Here is a 16,003-nt window from a genome sequence, read left to right as displayed (position 1 = left end):
AGATGATCATATGGAGAGTGGAATGCAAGCGCTTCAATCGACCGTCGACGCCGGAGAAATTGCGAAATTTGAGGCGATGGCGGCGGAATGGTGGGATGAGAACGGTAAATTCAAACCGCTTCACATGCTTAATCCGTGCCGTCTGGACTATATCACGCAGCAGATCGCCGGCGAATTTGACCGCGATCTGAAGGCGGCGAAGCCCTTTTCCGGGCTGCGCATCCTTGATATCGGCTGCGGGGGCGGGCTGCTGGCGGAGCCGATGGCGCGGCTGGGGGCAGATGTCGTGGGCGCAGACGCCGCCGGGCGCAACATCCCCGTCGCTCAGATTCATGCAGAACAGTCCGGGTTAGAGATTGATTACCGTCACACCACCGCCGAGGCGATGGCCGAAGCGGGCGAAGAGTTCGACGTCGTGCTGAATATGGAAGTGGTCGAACACGTGGCCTCGCCCATCGATTATCTGACCGCCTGCCGGCAGCTGCTGAAACCGGGCGGGCTGCACATCTGTTCAACGCTGAACCGGAATGCGAAATCATATGTGATGGCAATCATCGGTGCCGAGCACGTGATGCGCTGGCTGCCCAAAGGCACCCATGAATGGTCAAAGTTCATCACCCCTGACGAGCTTTATGCCCTGATGCGGGATGCGGGCCTTGAGCCGGTGGACCGCAAGGGGTTTGTGTTCAATCCTGTGAGCTGGTCCTGGAAACTGTCGGATCGTGACCTGAGCGTGAACTATGTCACGGCGAGCCTGAAGCCCGCCTAAGGGTTGTCGCCAAGCTGCCGGCGCAACTCGCGCAGCAGCGGCAGCGCCTCGCGCACCTGTTTATCGCCAAGCTTTTCGACCACCTGGTTGATAACCGGCGTGATCGATCCCACCGCCTGGTCGCGCGCCTGCCGTCCTGCGGTGCTGATCGCGACCAGCTTGCGGCGGGCATCGTCCCAGTCCGGGCGGATATGAACATATCCGGCCCATTCCAGCTTGCTCAGCGTGTTGGTCATTGCCCCCCGGGTGACGTGAAATGTCTCGGCGAGCTGGGCCGGTGTGCGCTCTTCGGAATGTCCGGCAAGATGGTTAAGAACTGAAAAGTGCGAGATCTCCATGCCCTTGGGCAACACCTTGCTGAGCCGCGCCCGCACCATTTGATCGGCCGCCAGAATTTCACTGAACAGTGATATGGTCAGGGCGTTGCGTTCGTCGTTCATCCCGGTCCGTTAAATGTTCTGGCGTTCGTCAGCGCGGGCACTTTGCGCCGCGCCTCCTCAACTAATCCCATATCGAGGTCGGTCATGTAAACGCCGGGATCAGACCCTGCGTCAATCTGAACCTCGCCCCAGGGGGACACAACAAGTGAATGACCATAGGTTTTCCGGGTCTTATGGGCGGCACTCGCATGCTCACCGGTCGTGGCAGGCGCCAGAACATAGCACCCGGTTTCAATCGCCCGCGCCCGCAGCAACGCATGCCAGTGCGCCGCCCCCGTCACCGGAGAAAACGCGGCCGGCACCGTCAGGATCTGCGCCCCGTGGCGCGCAAGTGCATTGTGCAGCAAAGGAAAACGCACATCATAGCAGACGGTCATCCCCACTTTGCCGAAATCCGTCTGCGCGACCACAGCCTGTCCGCCCGGGCGATACCCTTCGGATTCGCGCCAGGTCTCTTCAGGGGTGACCTGCACGTCGAACATATGGATCTTGTCATAACGCGCGACGATCTCACCCGTCGGGCTGATCATGAACGACCGGTTGGCAAACCGCCCGTCTTCATCTTCGGTTTTCAGCGCCAGCGAGCCGATCAGCAGCCAGATTTCATGCTCTTTCGCCGCCGTCCGCAGCGCTTTGAGCGTAATATCGTCATCCTCGTGCTGCAGCACATCGCGCTGATGTGACCGGCTGGTGGAAATGCAGTTGGTAACCTCGGGCGTCAGCACGAAGGCCGCACCCGCGGCCACAGCCTTTTTTACATAGCCAAGTGTAATCTCAAGGTTGGCCACCGGGTCATCTGAGACGTTAAGCTGAATAAGCGCGATTTTCATCACGCGGCCAGAAGACTGTCGAGTTTGCCCGCGCGCTCGAGCTCATAGAGCTCGTCACATCCGCCCACGTGGTCATCACCCACAAAGATCTGCGGCACGGTCCGGCTGCCGTTTGCACGCTTTATCATCTCGGGCTTGCGGTCCGGACTGGCCAGCACATCGAATTCTGTGAATTCGACGCCTTTCTGGCTGAGCAGGCGTTTAGCGGCGTGGCAGAAACCACAGAGCGGCGAGGTGTAGATTTCAACGGTTTTCATAGGTCCTGTCCTTTGGCATAGCGCTGGACAGGAACTTAGGTATCCTTTGCCACCCGTGCCAGTACCACCACGTATACCGGCCCTGACCCTGCCGCAATACAGGCGTCAGCCGCGGAGGCCAGTGTGGCTCCTGTGGTCAGAACATCATCCACAATCAGAACCGGTCGCCCGACGATGCGGTGGCGTCGCCGCGGATGGACCCTGATCGCCCCTTTTACGGAGCTGAAACGCAGCTCCTGGTTCTTGCCTTCCATGGTCTCCGTACGCTGGTGCCGGATCAGCAGATCAGGACAGACCGGCAGGCCCGCATGACGCGACAGCGCCTGTGCCAGAAGGCCCGCCTGGTTGTAGCGGCGCCTGAGAAGACGGGTCCAGTGCAGCGGAACAGGCGCCACGAGAAGGTTCTCTTTCGGCAGATCGGCGATGGCCCGGCTCATCCACAGAGCCGCCGGCCCCGCGATCTCCTGCCGGTCCCCGTGTTTTAATGCCAGCACCATGCGCCGCCCGACATCGCGATAAACCAGCGCCGCCCGACCACGCGACCACGGTCGGTCCACGCGCAGACATTCATCACATTTCAGTGTGTCCTGGCTGTCCTCGCCGGGCAGTGGCGTGCCGCAGGTGTCGCAGATCGCGCCACCGATAAATCCGGTGTCCCGCCAGCAGCTGCCACACAGCCCGAAATCACCATCCACCCGGTCGCCGCAGCTCAGACAGCGAGCCGGGAAAATCGTCTGGACTGCGGTTTGTAAACTAAGCTGTGCCACCCTATATCTCTCCGCCATGACCGCACCAAAAATACTGACTGACACCAGAGCGTTGCAGATGCATCGCGCACGCGCGCGCATCAGAGATCTTTTTTTGCAGGTTCAGGCAGCAGACGAAATTCAGGATCGCCTGGAAATGGTTAACAGGGCGTTTACCAGGATTGCTGTCGTGACGCCCTTCGAGGGCATCTGGAGAGAACGGCTGCCGGAGGCGACAATCTGCGCCGATGATGAAACGCTGCCCCTGGATGAGAAAGCCTTTGATCTGGTTATACATTCGATGTCGCTGCACTGGGCCAACGACCCCGTCGGGCAGCTTATTCAGTGTCGCCGGGCACTGCGCCCCGACGGGATGCTGATTGCGGTGGCACTGGGTGGCCAGACCCTAGATGAGCTGCGCCGCTGCCTCGGCGAGGCGGAAATTGCCCTGACCGGCGGTCTGTCGCCGCGAATCGCACCGATGGGAGAGATCCGCGATCTTGGCGCACTCCTGCAGCGCGCCGGCCTTGCCCTGCCGGTGGCCGACAGTCTGCCGATGAAGGCCGAATACCGCGACGCCCGGCATCTGATGCACGACCTGCGGGCCATGGGCGAGACCAGCGCGCTCGCCGCCAGGCCGCGCAACACAGCGCCCCGCGCACTCTTTGACCGGACCGCAGACCTTTACCACCAGCACTTTGCAACCCCCGCCGAAAAGGTCACCGCGACCTTTGAGATGGTCTTTCTGACGGGCTGGGCACCTGACGACAGCCAGCAGAAACCACTGCGTCCCGGCTCCGCAAAAGAGCGGCTGGCGGATGCCCTGCGCGTGCCGGAAACCCGTTTGCCTGATTGACCCCCGCTGAAAACCGTCTATCTCAGCGGGATATCGCGAATACTGAGGTCATTCCCATGTTGGACAGCAGCTCCACAACACCGGTGATGGTGCGCCCCGCAAGTGCTGCGGCAGACCATCCCGAAGTCGCCCGGCCAAGAACCGGCATCCTGCTTGCCAACCTCGGCACGCCGGACAACTACGATTACTGGTCCATGCGCCGCTATCTGAACGAGTTTCTGTCGGACCGGCGGGTGATCGATTACAGCCCCTGGATCTGGCAACCGCTGCTGCAACTGATCATCCTCAGCAAACGTCCGTTTTCCAGCGGCGCGGCTTACAAATCGATCTGGAATGAGGACGAGGGCGAAAGCCCCCTGATGACAATCACAAAGGCACAGACAGCGCGGGTCGCAGAAACCATGCAGGAACGCTATGGCGACGAGGTGATGGTCGATTTCTGCATGCGCTATGGCAACCCGTCGACCCGGTCAAAAGTGGCCGAGATGACAGCGGCAGGGTGCCGTAAGATTCTGTTTTTCCCGCTTTATCCCCATTACGCGGGCGCCACCTCAGCCACCGCAAATGACGAGTTTTTCCGCGCGCTGACCTATGAGAAGTGGCAGCCCGTAACACGGACCGTTGAGCCTTATTTCGACCGGCCCGATTATATTGAGGCGCTCGCGCAATCGATTGAAACCGCCTATGCCGGGCTCGAAAAAAAGCCGGATATTCTTGTCTGCTCCTATCACGGTGTGCCGATCCGCTATCTGATGGAAGGTGATCCCTATCACTGCCAGTGCCAGAAAACGACGCGGCTGCTGAAAGAGCGCCTCGGCTGGGATGACACCGAGATCACCACGACATTCCAGTCAAAGTTCGGCCCTGAAGAGTGGCTGCAGCCCTATACCGTCGAGGAAGTCGCGCGCCTGGCAGAAGCCGGCAAAAAGAACATCGCCGTCTGCGCACCGGCGTTTTCCGCAGACTGCATCGAGACACTTGAAGAGATTAACGAAGAGATCAAAGAGAGCTTTGAAGAGGCGGGCGGTGAGCATTTCACCTATATTCCCTGCCTGAATGACAATGACGCTCATATTGAAGCTTTGTCGAATGTGATCAGCGATAACCTGAAAGGCTGGATCGGTTGATTCGATCTCAGCGCGTCAGTTTCTGACCATCAGACGTAAAAAAGGCGGCACATCAGCGCCGCCTTTTTAATTTGCGTCGCTGTAAAGATTACAGCGCAGCAGCAACGATCGCGAGAAGAATGATCGGCAGCAGGATACCTACAGACGAACCGTTTGCTTCTTCTACGACGACAGGCGCTTCAACGACGGGCTCTTCAAGCGAACCTGCAAAAGCTGTCGATGCTGCGGCTGTCAGTGCAGCTGCGAGAACGAGTTTTTTCATATCATAACCTCCAGAAAAGGCGTGCTTCGCACCGCGATAGCACGCGCCCAAGACTTACCTCGTGGTTCATTTCTAAACAGCATAGCAGCACGTTTGCAAACCGGATTCGGATTTTATTCCGCAAAAACGGCACCATGTCGTCAAATTAGCAACACCTGTGTACCGACCTGTGCATAGCTGAAAAGTTCGGAGATATGTTCGTTGTAAAGACCGATGCAGCCGTTGGACGACTGACGCCCGATTTTGCGTGTGTCGTGGGTCCCGTGGATCCGGTAGTAGGTCCAGCTGAGATAGAGCGCGTGTGTACCCAGCGGGTTGTCCGGACCCGGGCCGATATATTCCGGCCATTCGGGGTTACGCTCCAGCATGGAGGGCGTCGGACGCCAGCTTGGCCCTTCGACTTTGCGGGTCACTTTGGTGCGGCCGCGGCGGGTCAGCTCCTCAGAAAGCGGAACGCTGGACGGATAAAGTTTATAAAATCCGCCTTCTTCCCAGTAATGCAGGGCGCGGCTGTCGATATCGACGAGAATCGCACCATTGTTGAGATTCGAGAAATACGGCTGCCAGTCGAGCGTCCGAAAGCTCGACACATTACGGCGTACAGTTTCTGTCAGATCACGCTCACCAATGGTTGTGGTCGTGGAGTTTACAGACCCCGGATCCTGGGCGATCGCAGGGGTTGCAAGCATCGCTGCAGACCCGGCCAGAAAAGACCGGCGGCTTTGATGAAACGTCTTTTTATCAGACATGAGATGCCTCCAGGCAAAATAAGATTCAGCGGCGACATTATTGCGTAAGAGCATCAGTCGCAAATCAAAGAGATGTCATCAGGCGGCAATACGCTAAAGTGAGTTTGAATTACCACGCACGGCAGGCTATGTGCTGCAACGGCTTAGCAGGAGTGTGCCATGATCCGTCTTACAACAATTTTACTGGTACTCAGTACCCTGCTTGTCGCCTGTGGCGCGCCAACCGCAAACCGTCTGGGCTCAGACGGTAAACCGCTGCCGCAGCTCTATCGGATCAAAAATTCCGACACGTCCAAAATACAGTTCCGCATACTGGATGCTGTAAATGCGCTGCGGGCCGCGTCATCGCGCCCTCCGGTTGAGCTTGATTCACAGCTGAATGCCGCAGCGGCGACCCATTCGCGCGATATGTCCAATCAGAACCGACCCTGGCATTTCGGATCTGACGGATCCTCCCCGATTGACCGGATCCGGCGCGTGGGCTTTCCGGGTAACCTCGTGGGAGAGACAATCTCAGAGACCTATGAGACCGAGCTTGAAACCCTTGCCGCCTGGATGGACCAGGAAGACACCCGCCGGGTGATCCTGTCGCCGCGTGCGAATAAAATGGGGTTCGCCTGGTTTCAGGAGTCCAACGGCAAAATCTGGTGGACCCTGATCATGGGCGCCGATGTCTTTGCCCCGCAGGTCTCGCGCAACGCGTTCTGATCTCAGGCGCTCAGAACAATCAGCGTTTCATCGGCAACCATGGCGTAGATCTCTTCGATCTCGTCATTGGTCACGGCGATGCAGCCCCATGTCCAGTCTTTGCCGTCAGGCTTGCGGGGATGCCGCTGTCCGTGGATGAAAATATCACCGCCCGGTGATTTATCCATCGCGCGGGCAACCTGCACGTCGTTGACGTTAGGATATGAAATCCCCAGCGACAGGTGGAAATCGCTGTTCGGATTGCGCCGGTCGATCCGGTAAGTGCCCTCGGGCGTTTTACCGTCACCCTCGAATTGCTTGTGGCCCTCAGGGGCGAAACCAAGGTGGATGTCATAACTGCTGAGCGCGGTATCATGATGCAGAAGATGCATCCGACGCGCGCTCTTGTTGACGTAAACCATGGTGACTTCCGGTCCTGTGTACCGGCGGAATTTTGAATCTGCACAGGCCCCGAGCGAAAATGTCGCTGCGGTGCCGAGTAACATATCTCTGCGACGCATTTTTCTGCTGTCCCGTGTTTTTCGCCTTTGCGGCGTACTGCTCTCGATTATTTATATTCTACCGATAGCATGAGAAACCGGTTAATCAAACTTCACTTTTTCGTCAGACCGGCGGTTTTTTATCCAGCCTTTCCTCAATTGCGATCAGCCGGTGCAGCACCTCATCGCGATAGGCATCGGTGACCGCGCCTGCCTCTTCGTGATGCGCATCCTGCATTGAATTGACGATCAGACCGACCAGCAGGTTCACCACCGCGAAGGTCGTGACCATAATAAAGGGCACGAAAAACGCCCAGGCATAGGGATAAACCTCCATCACCGGGCGCACGATGCCCATGGACCAGCTCTCAAGGGTCATGATCTGGAAAAGCGTGTATCCGCTCTGCGGCAGCGAGCCGAACCAGTCGGGGAAACTTGATCCGAAGAGCTTGGTGGCCATCACCGCTCCGATGTAGAAAATGATCGCCATGAGCAGAAACACACTGCCCATGCCGGGCAGCGCCGTAATAAAGCCTTCGACCACACGTCGCAGCCTTGGGGCCACCGAAATGACGCGCAGCACCCGCAGGATCCGCAGCGCCCGCAGCACCGACAGCCCCTGTGACGCCGGCGCCAGAGCAGCCCCGACGATCAGCAGATCAAAAACATTCCAGCCGCTTTTGAAAAACCGCCATCCCCGGGCAATGATTTTCAAAGCGATTTCAACGACAAAGAACGCAAGACAGGCCTGATCCAGTGCCAGGATGAGCGGCCCGGCCTCGGCCATCAGCGCCTGTGATGTCTCCATGCCCAGCACCACGGCATTGATCAGAATGACCGCAACGACGAGATTGGTGACCCAGGTCTGGCTCAGCCAGTCGTCCAGTCGCTGCCGGAAATTCATCATAGTCTCCCTGTCTGAGGTCAGCCCTGCATATGGGGGGCCGTAAAGCTGCCCGCAAGCTCAACATGGCTGGACCAGCGGAACTGATCGACAACCTGCACCCAGTCCGCCGACCAGCCCGCCGCGACGAGCACCGCCGCATCGCGCGCAAACGTCACCGGGTTGCAGGAGACATAAGCGACTTTTGCGACATCCGACTTAATCAGCTCAGCAATCTGTGCTTCGGCCCCGGCGCGCGGCGGATCAAGAACAACCGCCCCGGTTCTGCGCAACTCATCGGGCATCAGCGGGCGGCGGAAAAGATCCCGCGTTTCTGTTGTGATGGCTTTCAGCCCCTTTGCGTGCCGCCAGCCGCCATCAAGAGAGGCAAGCATGGCAGCCTCGCCCTCGACTGCGTGGACTTCGGCATGCTGTGCAAGCGGCAGCGAAAAGGTCCCGCAGCCGGCAAAGAGATCGATAACACGGCGGGCCCCTCTCGTGACTTCCAGCACAGCATCCGTCAGCACCTGCTGCCCGTGCAGTGTGGCCTGCAGAAAGGCGCCCGGCGGCGGGGACACCTGTGCTGCACCGATGCTGTGCACCGGGGGTTCCCGCATCGCGACCACCTCATCCTCCCAGGTGAGCCGTGCAAGCTTCTTGCTCTCACAGATCGCCGCCAGCTGCTGGCGCAGCGGCCCGTCGAGCGGTTTGCCATGGCTCACCGCAACATCAAGCCCGTTTTCCGCACCGGTCACCATCACCGACAATGCTGTCTTCCGGCTGGCACCCACCAGCGCCAGCGCCTCGGCAACCTCGCGCCCGGCGAGCACGTCCGGTGCCAGCAACAAACAGCCGGGTATCTCGATAATCGTATCTGACGCGCGCCCGTGAAAGCCTGCCATAGCACCTTTTTTCGTCCGGCGCGCAGCAAAACCGGCACGCCGGCGCGACCCCGCAGGAGAGGTCAGGATGGGGCGCAGAACAGCCTCTGTTCCGTGGGCTTTCAGCGCATTGCGCACCACATCCGTTTTCCACGAAGCAACGAAATCATCGTCAGCATGTTGCAGCTGACAGCCACCACAGGAGCGGAAATGCGCACAGGGCGCTGCGACCCGCCGGTCCGAGGGCGTGATGATTTTCACATCCCGCGCACGTCCGTCGATGACCTCTGCCTCGACCTCTTCGCCCGGCAGCGTCAGCGGGATGAAGACCGGCCCCCCGGCCACGCCATCGCCCTGCAGCCCCAGCCGCGAAATTCTGTACCCGGTCATATACCCGTCCTGCGGAAAACTATTCTGCTGCCTCTGTCCGGATAAACCCGCCGGACTGAAGATTCCAGTACTGTGCGTAAAGCCCGCCGCGCGCCAGCAATTCACTGTGACTGCCATCTTCAACGATCCGGCCTGCGTCCATAACAACAATCCGGTCCATCTCCGTCAGCGTAGAAAGCCGGTGCGCAATGGCCAGCACGGTTTTACCTTCCATCACCCGTTCGAGCGCGGTCTGGATGGAAGCCTCGACTTCGCTGTCGAGCGCGCTGGTGGCCTCATCAAGCACCAGAACCGGCGCATCTTTCAGAATGGCGCGGGCAAGTGCGATCCGCTGCCGCTGCCCGCCAGAAAGCTTCACCCCGCGCTCGCCCAGATGCGCGTCATAGCCGGTGCGACCCTTGTGATCCTGGAGATCGGGAATGAACTCATGCGCTTCGGCCTTGCGCGCGGCTGCCATCACGTCCTCATCCGTCGCACCCGGATTGCCGTACCCGATGTTGTCGCGCGCCGAGCGGTTAAACATCGCCGTCTCCTGGGTCACCATGCCGATATTGCGGCGCAGGCTCGCCTGCGTGACCTGCGAGATGTCCTGTCCGTCTATCTCAATGTGACCCTCTTCCGGTTCATAGAGACGCAAAAGCAGGGAAACGAGCGTCGATTTGCCGGCACCCGAGGCACCCACGATCCCCAGTTTTTCGCCCGGACGGATTTCGATCGAGATGTCCTGAACCCCGCCTTTATCCCGCCCGTAAGCAAAGCCGATATCCTGCAGAACGATCCGGCCCTCAGTCACCGTCAGATCCCGTGCATCGGGCGCGTCTTCCAGCCGGTTGCGCGGGGTGAGTGTGCGCACACCATCCTCGATCTCGCCAATATTGGCGTAGATCTGCATCAGCGTGAAACTGACCCAGCCGGTCATCTGCGCGATGCGGATCGCGATGGCACCGGCGGCGACGATATCTCCCTGCGTGGCCTGCCCCCCCTGCCAGAGCAGAACGGTGCCTCCAAGCAGGATGACCGGCAAAAGACCCGCCAGCGACATCAGCGCAAAGCGGAAGCCCGCCGCAAGATACCCGAACTCCAGCGCCCGCGCCCGGAACGACTTCATCGCACCAAGGGCCGCGCGATCCTCGTGATCGTCATGGGCAAATAGCCTGACGGTTTTGATATTGGTGATCGTGTCAACCACCTGCCCCGACACCATCGCCCGTGCGCCCGCACGCCCCGCAGACCGCGCCCTGATCTTTGGCAGAAACCAGCGGATCATGGCGAAATAGGCGATGAGCCAGACACCGAACCCCAGCGCCACGCGCCAGTCGATGGCCAGCAGCAGGACGATCGACCCCAGAAGCGAGGCCAGTGCAAAGGCCACAACGTTGATCAGTTCAGAGACCACATCGGTGACCGCCCGCGCCGTCTGCATCTGTTTCTGCGCAATGCGGCCGGCGAAATCATCGTCGAAAAACCCGACGGTCTGGCCCAGCGTCCAGCGGTGCAGACGCGAGAGCACAAGCGGGTTCACATTGGGCTGCACGACAATCGCGTTCGCCGAGGCCGACAACCCGAAGAGGAGCGGCCGCGCGATCAGGAAAAATGCCACGGCCCCCGCGAGAACCGCCAGATTGGGGCCTGAAAAGAACGCCTCGGGACCGCTCGCCGCCGTCGCATCAATGACCATGCCGAGGATCAGCGCGGTGCCCGCCTCCATTGCACCTGCGGCGGCCGAAAAGAACGCCGCCAGCCAGAGCGCGGGCCAGGCCCCGGACAGACACCAGCGCATGAACGCGCCGAGGCTTTCGGGCGGCGGCCCCTCTGCCGGGCGGAATGCGTCGATCCGGTCGCTGATGTTCACGCGTCACCTTCTATGGTCAGAAATCCACCCGATTGCCGGGTCCAGAAATCTGCATATAGCCCGCCAGCGGCCAAAAGCGCGTCGTGTGTGCCGTCTTCAACGATCCGGCCCTGATCCAGCACCAGGATACGGTCCATCTGCGCAATCGTGGAGAGCCGGTGCGCGATGGCGATCACGGTTTTGCCCTCCATCATGCCGTAAAGCGTATCCTGAATGGCCGCCTCAACCTCGCTGTCGAGTGCACTTGTCGCCTCATCCAGCAGCAGGATTGGCGCGTTTTTCAGGATCACCCGTGCGAGTGTCACCCGCTGGCGTTGTCCGCCCGAGAGCTTCACGCCACGTTCACCAACCTGCGCGTCATAACCCTTTCGGCCCTCCGGATCCTGCAGATCGAGGATGAAATCATGCGCCTGGGCCTGACGGGCAGCAGCGATCATCTCCTCTTCGGTAGCGTCGTCCCGCCCATAAAGCAGATTGTCGCGCACCGACCGGTGCATCAGTGAGCTGTCCTGCTGCACCATGCCGATGGCGCGGCGCAGACTGTCCTGGGTCACCTTGCTGATGTCCTGGCCGTCGATCAGAATCGCTCCGCGTTCCACGTCGTAAAACCGCAAAAGCAGCTTTACGAGGGTCGATTTACCGGCACCTGAACGGCCGACGAGGCCGATCTTTTCACCGCGACGGATGGTCAGATTCACACCATCCAGCCCGCCTGTGTCCCGCCCGTAATGATGGCTGAGATCCTTCAGCACGATCTCACCACTGGTCAGGTGAAGCGGTCTGGCTTCTGCCTCATCCACCAGCTCAAGCGGCTGTGCGATGGTCTCCATCCCTTCGGCAACAACGCCGAGTTCGCGGAAAAACGTGGTCAGCGCCCACATGATCCAGCCGGTCATCGCATTGAGCCGCAGCGTCAGCGCGGTGGCCGCCGCCACGACACCCACACTCGCCTCGCCCTGTACCCAGAGTGCGATGGCCCAGCCGACAACACTCACGATCAGGATCCCGTTCAGCGCCACAAGCGTCGCGTCCATGATCGTGTAGATGCGCATTTCTTTCTGGAACGTGTCGCGGGCATGCTCAATTGCTTCGCGGGCGTAATCCACTTCCTGATCGTGATGCGCGAACATTTTGACCGAATGGATGTTGGTATAGGCGTCGACCACGCGGCCCGTGACCATCGAGCGTGCATTCGACGAGGCCTGCGACGCGGGGCTGACCCGGCGCACCGTCCAGTGCACCAGCAGACCATAAAGCGCAAACCAGACCAGCAGCGGCAACAGCAACCGCGGATCTGCCGTGCTGAGCAGAATCGCGGCCCCAAGCATATAGGCCAGCGAAAAGGAGATCGCATCAAAGACCTGAAACACCACTTCACCGGCGGCGGGCGGTGTCTGCATGATGCGGTTGGCGATGCGTCCGGCGAAATCGTTCTCAAACCAGCCCACCGACTGGCGCAGCACATGCCGGTGCGCCCGCCAGCGGATCAGCGTGCCGAAATTGGGCAGGATGGTGTTATTGAGCAGCATCGCATCCGCGGCCTGCAGCACCGGACGGACAAAGAGGATAAAGAGCGCAACGAGAATAAGCTCAGTGCCATAGGTTTCCCAGACCAGCGCCGGATCACCACTGAGCAGGTCCACGACACGACCCATGTAATAGATCAGACCGACCTCGATACCGGCCACGATGACCGACATGATCGCGGCGAGAATGAACACACGGCGGAAGGGTTGCGCATAGTCGCGCATGAACGGCCAGAGCTTTTGCGGCGGCTCATTGGTTTCGGAATACGCGACGTAGGGGTCAACGAGTCTTTCAAAATAGCGGAACATATCAGGAGCCTTGGTACAGAATATCGAAAAGTGCTCAGGCACCGGGGACGGGCCTGACGGAAAGGGTTATGCCAGCCTCAGCTGTTCCAGATCCCGCGATACACTTCGTATTCCTCCACTCTGATATTGCCATTCTAGCAATAAATGTGCCGCTTTGTCGAGGCGCTCATTCCCCTGTCATCAAATCTTCACGGCTGAGGCTGAAACCGGAGGCAATCCAGCGCGCTTCCAGCGCTTTGAGCCGTGCGCCCAGCGCCGCGCCCTTGCAGGCCGGCATCAGGTCGGCGGCGGTCACCGGAAAGACAGCCTCCGCCGCGCGCTCCAGCGTTGGGAGAATGCCCGGATCAGGGGGCGTCCCGCTCATAGCGTGCAGCAGCAGCATCACCGAAACGGCCAGCGCCACGTTCTCGCGCCAGGCCAGTTCCGTCAGGGGTGTTCCCTCAGCAAGCGCGCGGTTGATCTGAGCAAGTTCACGCGCATCTTTGCGGCTGAGCCGCAGACGGTCTGCGGGGTTCTCGCCGCCCAGAACCGCAAGTCTGCGGATTGCGTCGGGTGCCTGCCCGGTCAGCGTTTCAAGATGCACAAGCGGGGCGAGGAACCGGTCATCCGCCTCAGGCAGAACCTGCAGCAGGGCACCGGTCTGACGCATTGCAGCAATCGCCGGCGCAGGATCAGGAGCCGCCAGCAGGCGTCGCATCTCCGCTCCGGTCCGTTCAGCAGAAAGTGTCTCTAACCCGGCGGTATTGCGTGCAATTGCATCCATCGCGTCGGTGTCAAACCCTTCCGCAGGATTCGCGTACCAGGCATGAAACCGGAAATACCGCAGGATGCGCAGAAAATCCTCACGAATGCGTTTATCTGCGTCCTCGATGAAACGGATGCGCCGCGCGAGGCAGTCTTCAAGGCCACCCAGCGGATCGACGAGCCCGCCATCAGGTGTCGCATAAAGCGCGTTCAGCGTAAAATCCCGTCGCCTGGCATCGTCCTGAATATCACGCGAAAAAGACACCACCGCGCGCCTGCCATCGGTTTGCACATCGCGCCGGAATGTCGTGACCTCAAATCCACGTCCCTGCGAAATGACGGTTACCGTGCCATGCTCAATCCCTGTCGGTACGGTCCTGAGACCAGCCGCTTTCGCCAGGCGTTCTGTCTCCTCCGGCAGCACATCCGTGGAAAGATCAACATCAGCACCGGGGACGCCCAGCAGAGCATCCCGCACGGCGCCGCCGACGAAGTAAATCGAAGCCCCCTCTGCAGTGATGGCGTCGCACACCGCCCGCGTCGCGGGGTCGTGCAGCCAGGCCGTGCCAGGAGGGATCAGGGTTTCATCTGCTCGGTCCATGCCCGCAACATACGCGCAGTTGCGCCCCAGATGTAATAGGGCCCGTAGGGGACCGCATAATAAGACCGACGTGTGCCGCGCCAGATCCGGCCTTCGATGACAAAATTGCGCGCGTCCAGCACATGGGCGAGCGGGACAGAGAAAACTTCCTCGACTTCGCCGGGCTCAGGCCTGATCTCGAATGAATTGCGCACCAGACCAATCACCGGCGTCACAAGAAAGCCCGTCACCGTCTCATGCGGGGGCAGATGACCAAGCACCTCGACGTGGTCCGGCGGCAGCCCGATCTCTTCGTGTGCTTCGCGCAGCGCCGCGGCCGTGACGTCGGCATCGGCGGGATCCTGGCTGCCGCCGGGAAAGGCTATCTGTCCCGGGTGATGCTTCAGTGCGGAGGATCGTTTGGTCAGCAACAGTCGCAGATTACCGTTTTCGACCATTACCGGCGCCAGCACGCCGGCCGGTCGCAGCCTGCGCCCCTCTGGCAGCACGGAGCCCGGGTTCAGATCAAAATCGGATGACGCGCGGCCCGGGCGGGAAAGGGCCGCCCGGATCGCATCCGTTTCAGGTGTCATCGTCGCTCTTTTCCGCCTCAAATCCGACGGTTGCCGGATCGAGATCGTAATGCGCGCCGCAGAACTGACAGTCAGCCGTTACGCGCCCCGCATCTGTGGTCATCGTTTCGATGTCCGCCGAAGAATAGATCGACAGGCTCTGACGCACGCGATCCTCAGAGCAGGTGCAGCCAAAGCGCACCGTCTGCGTATCGAATACCCGCGGCTGTTCCTCGTGAAAGAGACGCATGAGCAGGTCATTGGGCGGCAGCGCCGGACCGATCAGCTCCATCTCCTCGACGGTATCAAGCAGGATGTTCACCCGGCCCCAGTTTTCGGCCTCATCGCCATGCACGATATCGCCGGCTGTCAGAACCTCGCCGCTGCCTTCACCGCGCGCGACAAAGGGCGAGGCTTTGGGCATGTGCTGCAGCATCACACCACCGGCACGCCAGTGCTCGGCGACGCCGGGCTCTGTGGATTGCCCGTAGCTCAGCGAAAACCGCGTCGGCAGCTGTTCGGACTGCGCAAAATAAGCTTCGGCACAGGCCGCCAGCGACCCGCCCGCGAGCGGGGTAATCCCCTGATAGGGGGTCATGCCCTTGCCCTGATCAATCATGATGGCAAAATATCCCTCACCCACCTGATCAAAGGGGGCCTCATCGGTCAGACGGTCGGCATCATAGCTTGCATAGGCTCTGATACGGGCCGGACTGCCCTCTTTTTCCGGACCATAATAGTCCGTGGCGATCATGCGGACGGCACCCTTGGACTGCACCTGCAGCTGGAGTTTCCAGCGCAGCTTGATGGTCTGCCCGATCAGCGCGGTCAGCAATGCCATCTCCGCCACCAGCGCTTCGACCTGAGGCGGGTAGTTATGCTGTTTCAGGATACCGTTCAGCGCACCGTCCAGCCGTGCAACACGGCCACGGATATCACTGGCATCAAGTTGAAATGGCAGGACCGTGTCGTCCCACGCGATCTGCTGTCCGTGTGTCATCGGGGTTTCCTTATTGCCAGGCAGTTGGCATACCGCGTCCATA

Annotated in this window: 18 protein-coding genes; 4 read left to right on the top strand and 14 right to left on the bottom strand. The window is 60.2% G+C overall.

Annotated elements, in window-relative coordinates; translation table 11 throughout:
* Positions 1 to 22 precede the first annotated feature (22 nt).
* Positions 23 to 769: a bifunctional 2-polyprenyl-6-hydroxyphenol methylase/3-demethylubiquinol 3-O-methyltransferase UbiG gene (ubiG, locus tag G3256_RS00575; RefSeq protein WP_169638989.1), complete on the top strand. Its 747-nt coding sequence runs from the start codon at positions 23 to 25 to the stop codon at positions 767 to 769.
* Here ubiG and G3256_RS00570 read toward each other — a convergent pair.
* From G3256_RS00570 to G3256_RS00555, 4 genes are read right to left on the bottom strand one after another with little or no spacing between them, the layout of a single operon-like run.
* Positions 766 to 1,209 (bottom strand): MarR family winged helix-turn-helix transcriptional regulator, encoded by a 444-nt coding sequence (locus tag G3256_RS00570; RefSeq protein ID WP_169638988.1) that lies wholly within the window; start codon positions 1,207 to 1,209, stop codon positions 766 to 768. The genes ubiG and G3256_RS00570 overlap by 4 nt on opposite strands.
* Complete coding sequence (locus G3256_RS00565) at positions 1,206 to 2,039, bottom strand: carbon-nitrogen hydrolase family protein (RefSeq protein ID WP_169638987.1); 834 nt, start codon at positions 2,037 to 2,039, stop codon at positions 1,206 to 1,208. The genes G3256_RS00570 and G3256_RS00565 overlap by 4 nt, the downstream gene beginning before the upstream one ends.
* Positions 2,039 to 2,296, bottom strand: coding sequence for a glutaredoxin 3 (grxC, locus tag G3256_RS00560; RefSeq protein WP_169638986.1), 258 nt, complete (start codon positions 2,294 to 2,296; stop codon positions 2,039 to 2,041). Before grxC ends, G3256_RS00565 begins: the two co-directional genes overlap by 1 nt.
* A 35-nt stretch (positions 2,297 to 2,331) precedes the next feature.
* Positions 2,332 to 3,081 (bottom strand): ComF family protein, encoded by a 750-nt coding sequence (locus G3256_RS00555; protein ID WP_169638985.1) that lies wholly within the window; start codon positions 3,079 to 3,081, stop codon positions 2,332 to 2,334.
* Here G3256_RS00555 and G3256_RS00550 point away from each other — a divergent pair.
* Both G3256_RS00550 and hemH read left to right on the top strand, forming a co-directional pair.
* Positions 3,080 to 3,898: a methyltransferase domain-containing protein gene (locus tag G3256_RS00550; protein ID WP_169638984.1), complete on the top strand. Its 819-nt coding sequence runs from the start codon at positions 3,080 to 3,082 to the stop codon at positions 3,896 to 3,898. The two genes, G3256_RS00555 and G3256_RS00550, sit on opposite strands and share 2 nt — an antisense overlap.
* Positions 3,899 to 3,954: 56 nt before the next feature.
* Entirely contained in the window at positions 3,955 to 5,025 is a 1,071-nt protein-coding gene (gene hemH, locus G3256_RS00545; RefSeq protein WP_169638983.1) for a ferrochelatase, read from the top strand.
* A gap of 88 nt (positions 5,026 to 5,113) precedes the next feature.
* Here hemH and G3256_RS00540 read toward each other — a convergent pair whose 3' ends face one another.
* Positions 5,114 to 5,287 (bottom strand): hypothetical protein, encoded by a 174-nt coding sequence (locus tag G3256_RS00540; protein WP_169638982.1) that lies wholly within the window; start codon positions 5,285 to 5,287, stop codon positions 5,114 to 5,116.
* A 140-nt stretch (positions 5,288 to 5,427) separates the two neighbouring features.
* Positions 5,428 to 6,036, bottom strand: a complete 609-nt coding sequence (locus G3256_RS00535; RefSeq protein ID WP_169638981.1) for a L,D-transpeptidase — start codon at positions 6,034 to 6,036, stop codon at positions 5,428 to 5,430.
* Between the two features lie 159 nt (positions 6,037 to 6,195).
* On the opposite strand from G3256_RS00535, the gene dalA reads away from it, so the two are divergent.
* Positions 6,196 to 6,744 carry a divisome-associated lipoprotein DalA gene (gene dalA, locus G3256_RS00530; protein ID WP_169638980.1) on the top strand — a complete coding sequence of 183 codons (549 nt, stop codon included), beginning with the start codon at positions 6,196 to 6,198 and terminating at the stop codon, positions 6,742 to 6,744.
* Positions 6,745 to 6,746: 2 nt separating this feature from the next.
* On the opposite strand, the gene G3256_RS00525 is transcribed toward dalA, so the two are convergent.
* The 8 genes from G3256_RS00525 to hslO all read right to left on the bottom strand — a co-directional run bounded on the left by G3256_RS00525 (position 6,747) and on the right by hslO (position 15,960).
* Entirely contained in the window at positions 6,747 to 7,244 is a 498-nt protein-coding gene (locus G3256_RS00525; protein WP_169638979.1) for a L,D-transpeptidase family protein, read from the bottom strand.
* 103 nt (positions 7,245 to 7,347) lie between these two features.
* Positions 7,348 to 8,127, bottom strand: a complete 780-nt coding sequence (locus G3256_RS00520; protein ID WP_169638978.1) for an ion transporter — start codon at positions 8,125 to 8,127, stop codon at positions 7,348 to 7,350.
* 20 nt (positions 8,128 to 8,147) lie between these two features.
* Entirely contained in the window at positions 8,148 to 9,377 is a 1,230-nt protein-coding gene (locus G3256_RS00515) for a class I SAM-dependent RNA methyltransferase (protein WP_169638977.1), read from the bottom strand.
* A 19-nt stretch (positions 9,378 to 9,396) separates the two neighbouring features.
* Positions 9,397 to 11,229, bottom strand: coding sequence for an ABC transporter ATP-binding protein (locus tag G3256_RS00510; RefSeq protein WP_169638976.1), 1,833 nt, complete (start codon positions 11,227 to 11,229; stop codon positions 9,397 to 9,399).
* Positions 11,226 to 13,064: an ABC transporter ATP-binding protein gene (locus tag G3256_RS00505; RefSeq protein WP_169638975.1), complete on the bottom strand. Its 1,839-nt coding sequence runs from the start codon at positions 13,062 to 13,064 to the stop codon at positions 11,226 to 11,228. Before G3256_RS00505 ends, G3256_RS00510 begins: the two co-directional genes overlap by 4 nt.
* A 166-nt stretch (positions 13,065 to 13,230) precedes the next feature.
* The gene (locus tag G3256_RS00500; RefSeq protein WP_169638974.1) at positions 13,231 to 14,409 is read right to left on the bottom strand and encodes a CCA tRNA nucleotidyltransferase; all 1,179 of its coding nucleotides are present in this window, start codon (positions 14,407 to 14,409) and stop codon (positions 13,231 to 13,233) included.
* On the bottom strand, positions 14,385 to 14,981 hold the full coding sequence (locus tag G3256_RS00495) for a CoA pyrophosphatase (RefSeq protein WP_169638973.1): 597 nt from the start codon (positions 14,979 to 14,981) through the stop codon (positions 14,385 to 14,387). The genes G3256_RS00500 and G3256_RS00495 overlap by 25 nt, the downstream gene beginning before the upstream one ends.
* Positions 14,971 to 15,960, bottom strand: coding sequence for an Hsp33 family molecular chaperone HslO (gene hslO / locus G3256_RS00490; protein WP_169638972.1), 990 nt, complete (start codon positions 15,958 to 15,960; stop codon positions 14,971 to 14,973). The genes G3256_RS00495 and hslO overlap by 11 nt, the downstream gene beginning before the upstream one ends.
* Positions 15,961 to 16,003 lie beyond the last annotated feature (43 nt).

This window comes from Roseobacter ponti (genome assembly GCF_012932215.1).
GTDB lineage: Bacteria > Pseudomonadota > Alphaproteobacteria > Rhodobacterales > Rhodobacteraceae > Roseobacter > Roseobacter ponti.
The sequence above is the reverse complement of the archived record's forward strand: the minus strand, read 5'-3'. Positions and strand labels throughout refer to the sequence as shown.

Excerpts from the sequence above, each read along its gene's own strand:
- ubiG (WP_169638989.1), top strand. The coding sequence starts at position 23 with ATGCAAGCGCTTCAATCGACCGTCGACGCCGGAGAAATTGCGAAATTT.
- G3256_RS00570 (WP_169638988.1), bottom strand. The coding sequence starts at position 1,209 with ATGAACGACGAACGCAACGCCCTGACCATATCACTGTTCAGTGAAATT.
- G3256_RS00565 (WP_169638987.1), bottom strand. The coding sequence starts at position 2,039 with ATGAAAATCGCGCTTATTCAGCTTAACGTCTCAGATGACCCGGTGGCC.
- grxC (WP_169638986.1), bottom strand. The coding sequence starts at position 2,296 with ATGAAAACCGTTGAAATCTACACCTCGCCGCTCTGTGGTTTCTGCCAC.
- G3256_RS00550 (WP_169638984.1), top strand. The coding sequence starts at position 3,080 with ATGACCGCACCAAAAATACTGACTGACACCAGAGCGTTGCAGATGCAT.
- G3256_RS00555 (WP_169638985.1), bottom strand. The coding sequence starts at position 3,081 with ATGGCGGAGAGATATAGGGTGGCACAGCTTAGTTTACAAACCGCAGTC.
- hemH (WP_169638983.1), top strand. The coding sequence starts at position 3,955 with ATGTTGGACAGCAGCTCCACAACACCGGTGATGGTGCGCCCCGCAAGT.
- G3256_RS00540 (WP_169638982.1), bottom strand. The coding sequence starts at position 5,287 with ATGAAAAAACTCGTTCTCGCAGCTGCACTGACAGCCGCAGCATCGACA.
- G3256_RS00535 (WP_169638981.1), bottom strand. The coding sequence starts at position 6,036 with ATGTCTGATAAAAAGACGTTTCATCAAAGCCGCCGGTCTTTTCTGGCC.
- dalA (WP_169638980.1), top strand. The coding sequence starts at position 6,196 with ATGATCCGTCTTACAACAATTTTACTGGTACTCAGTACCCTGCTTGTC.
- G3256_RS00525 (WP_169638979.1), bottom strand. The coding sequence starts at position 7,244 with ATGCGTCGCAGAGATATGTTACTCGGCACCGCAGCGACATTTTCGCTC.
- G3256_RS00520 (WP_169638978.1), bottom strand. The coding sequence starts at position 8,127 with ATGAATTTCCGGCAGCGACTGGACGACTGGCTGAGCCAGACCTGGGTC.
- G3256_RS00515 (WP_169638977.1), bottom strand. The coding sequence starts at position 9,377 with ATGACCGGGTACAGAATTTCGCGGCTGGGGCTGCAGGGCGATGGCGTG.
- G3256_RS00505 (WP_169638975.1), bottom strand. The coding sequence starts at position 13,064 with ATGTTCCGCTATTTTGAAAGACTCGTTGACCCCTACGTCGCGTATTCC.
- G3256_RS00500 (WP_169638974.1), bottom strand. The coding sequence starts at position 14,409 with ATGGACCGAGCAGATGAAACCCTGATCCCTCCTGGCACGGCCTGGCTG.
- G3256_RS00495 (WP_169638973.1), bottom strand. The coding sequence starts at position 14,981 with ATGACACCTGAAACGGATGCGATCCGGGCGGCCCTTTCCCGCCCGGGC.
- hslO (WP_169638972.1), bottom strand. The coding sequence starts at position 15,960 with ATGACACACGGACAGCAGATCGCGTGGGACGACACGGTCCTGCCATTT.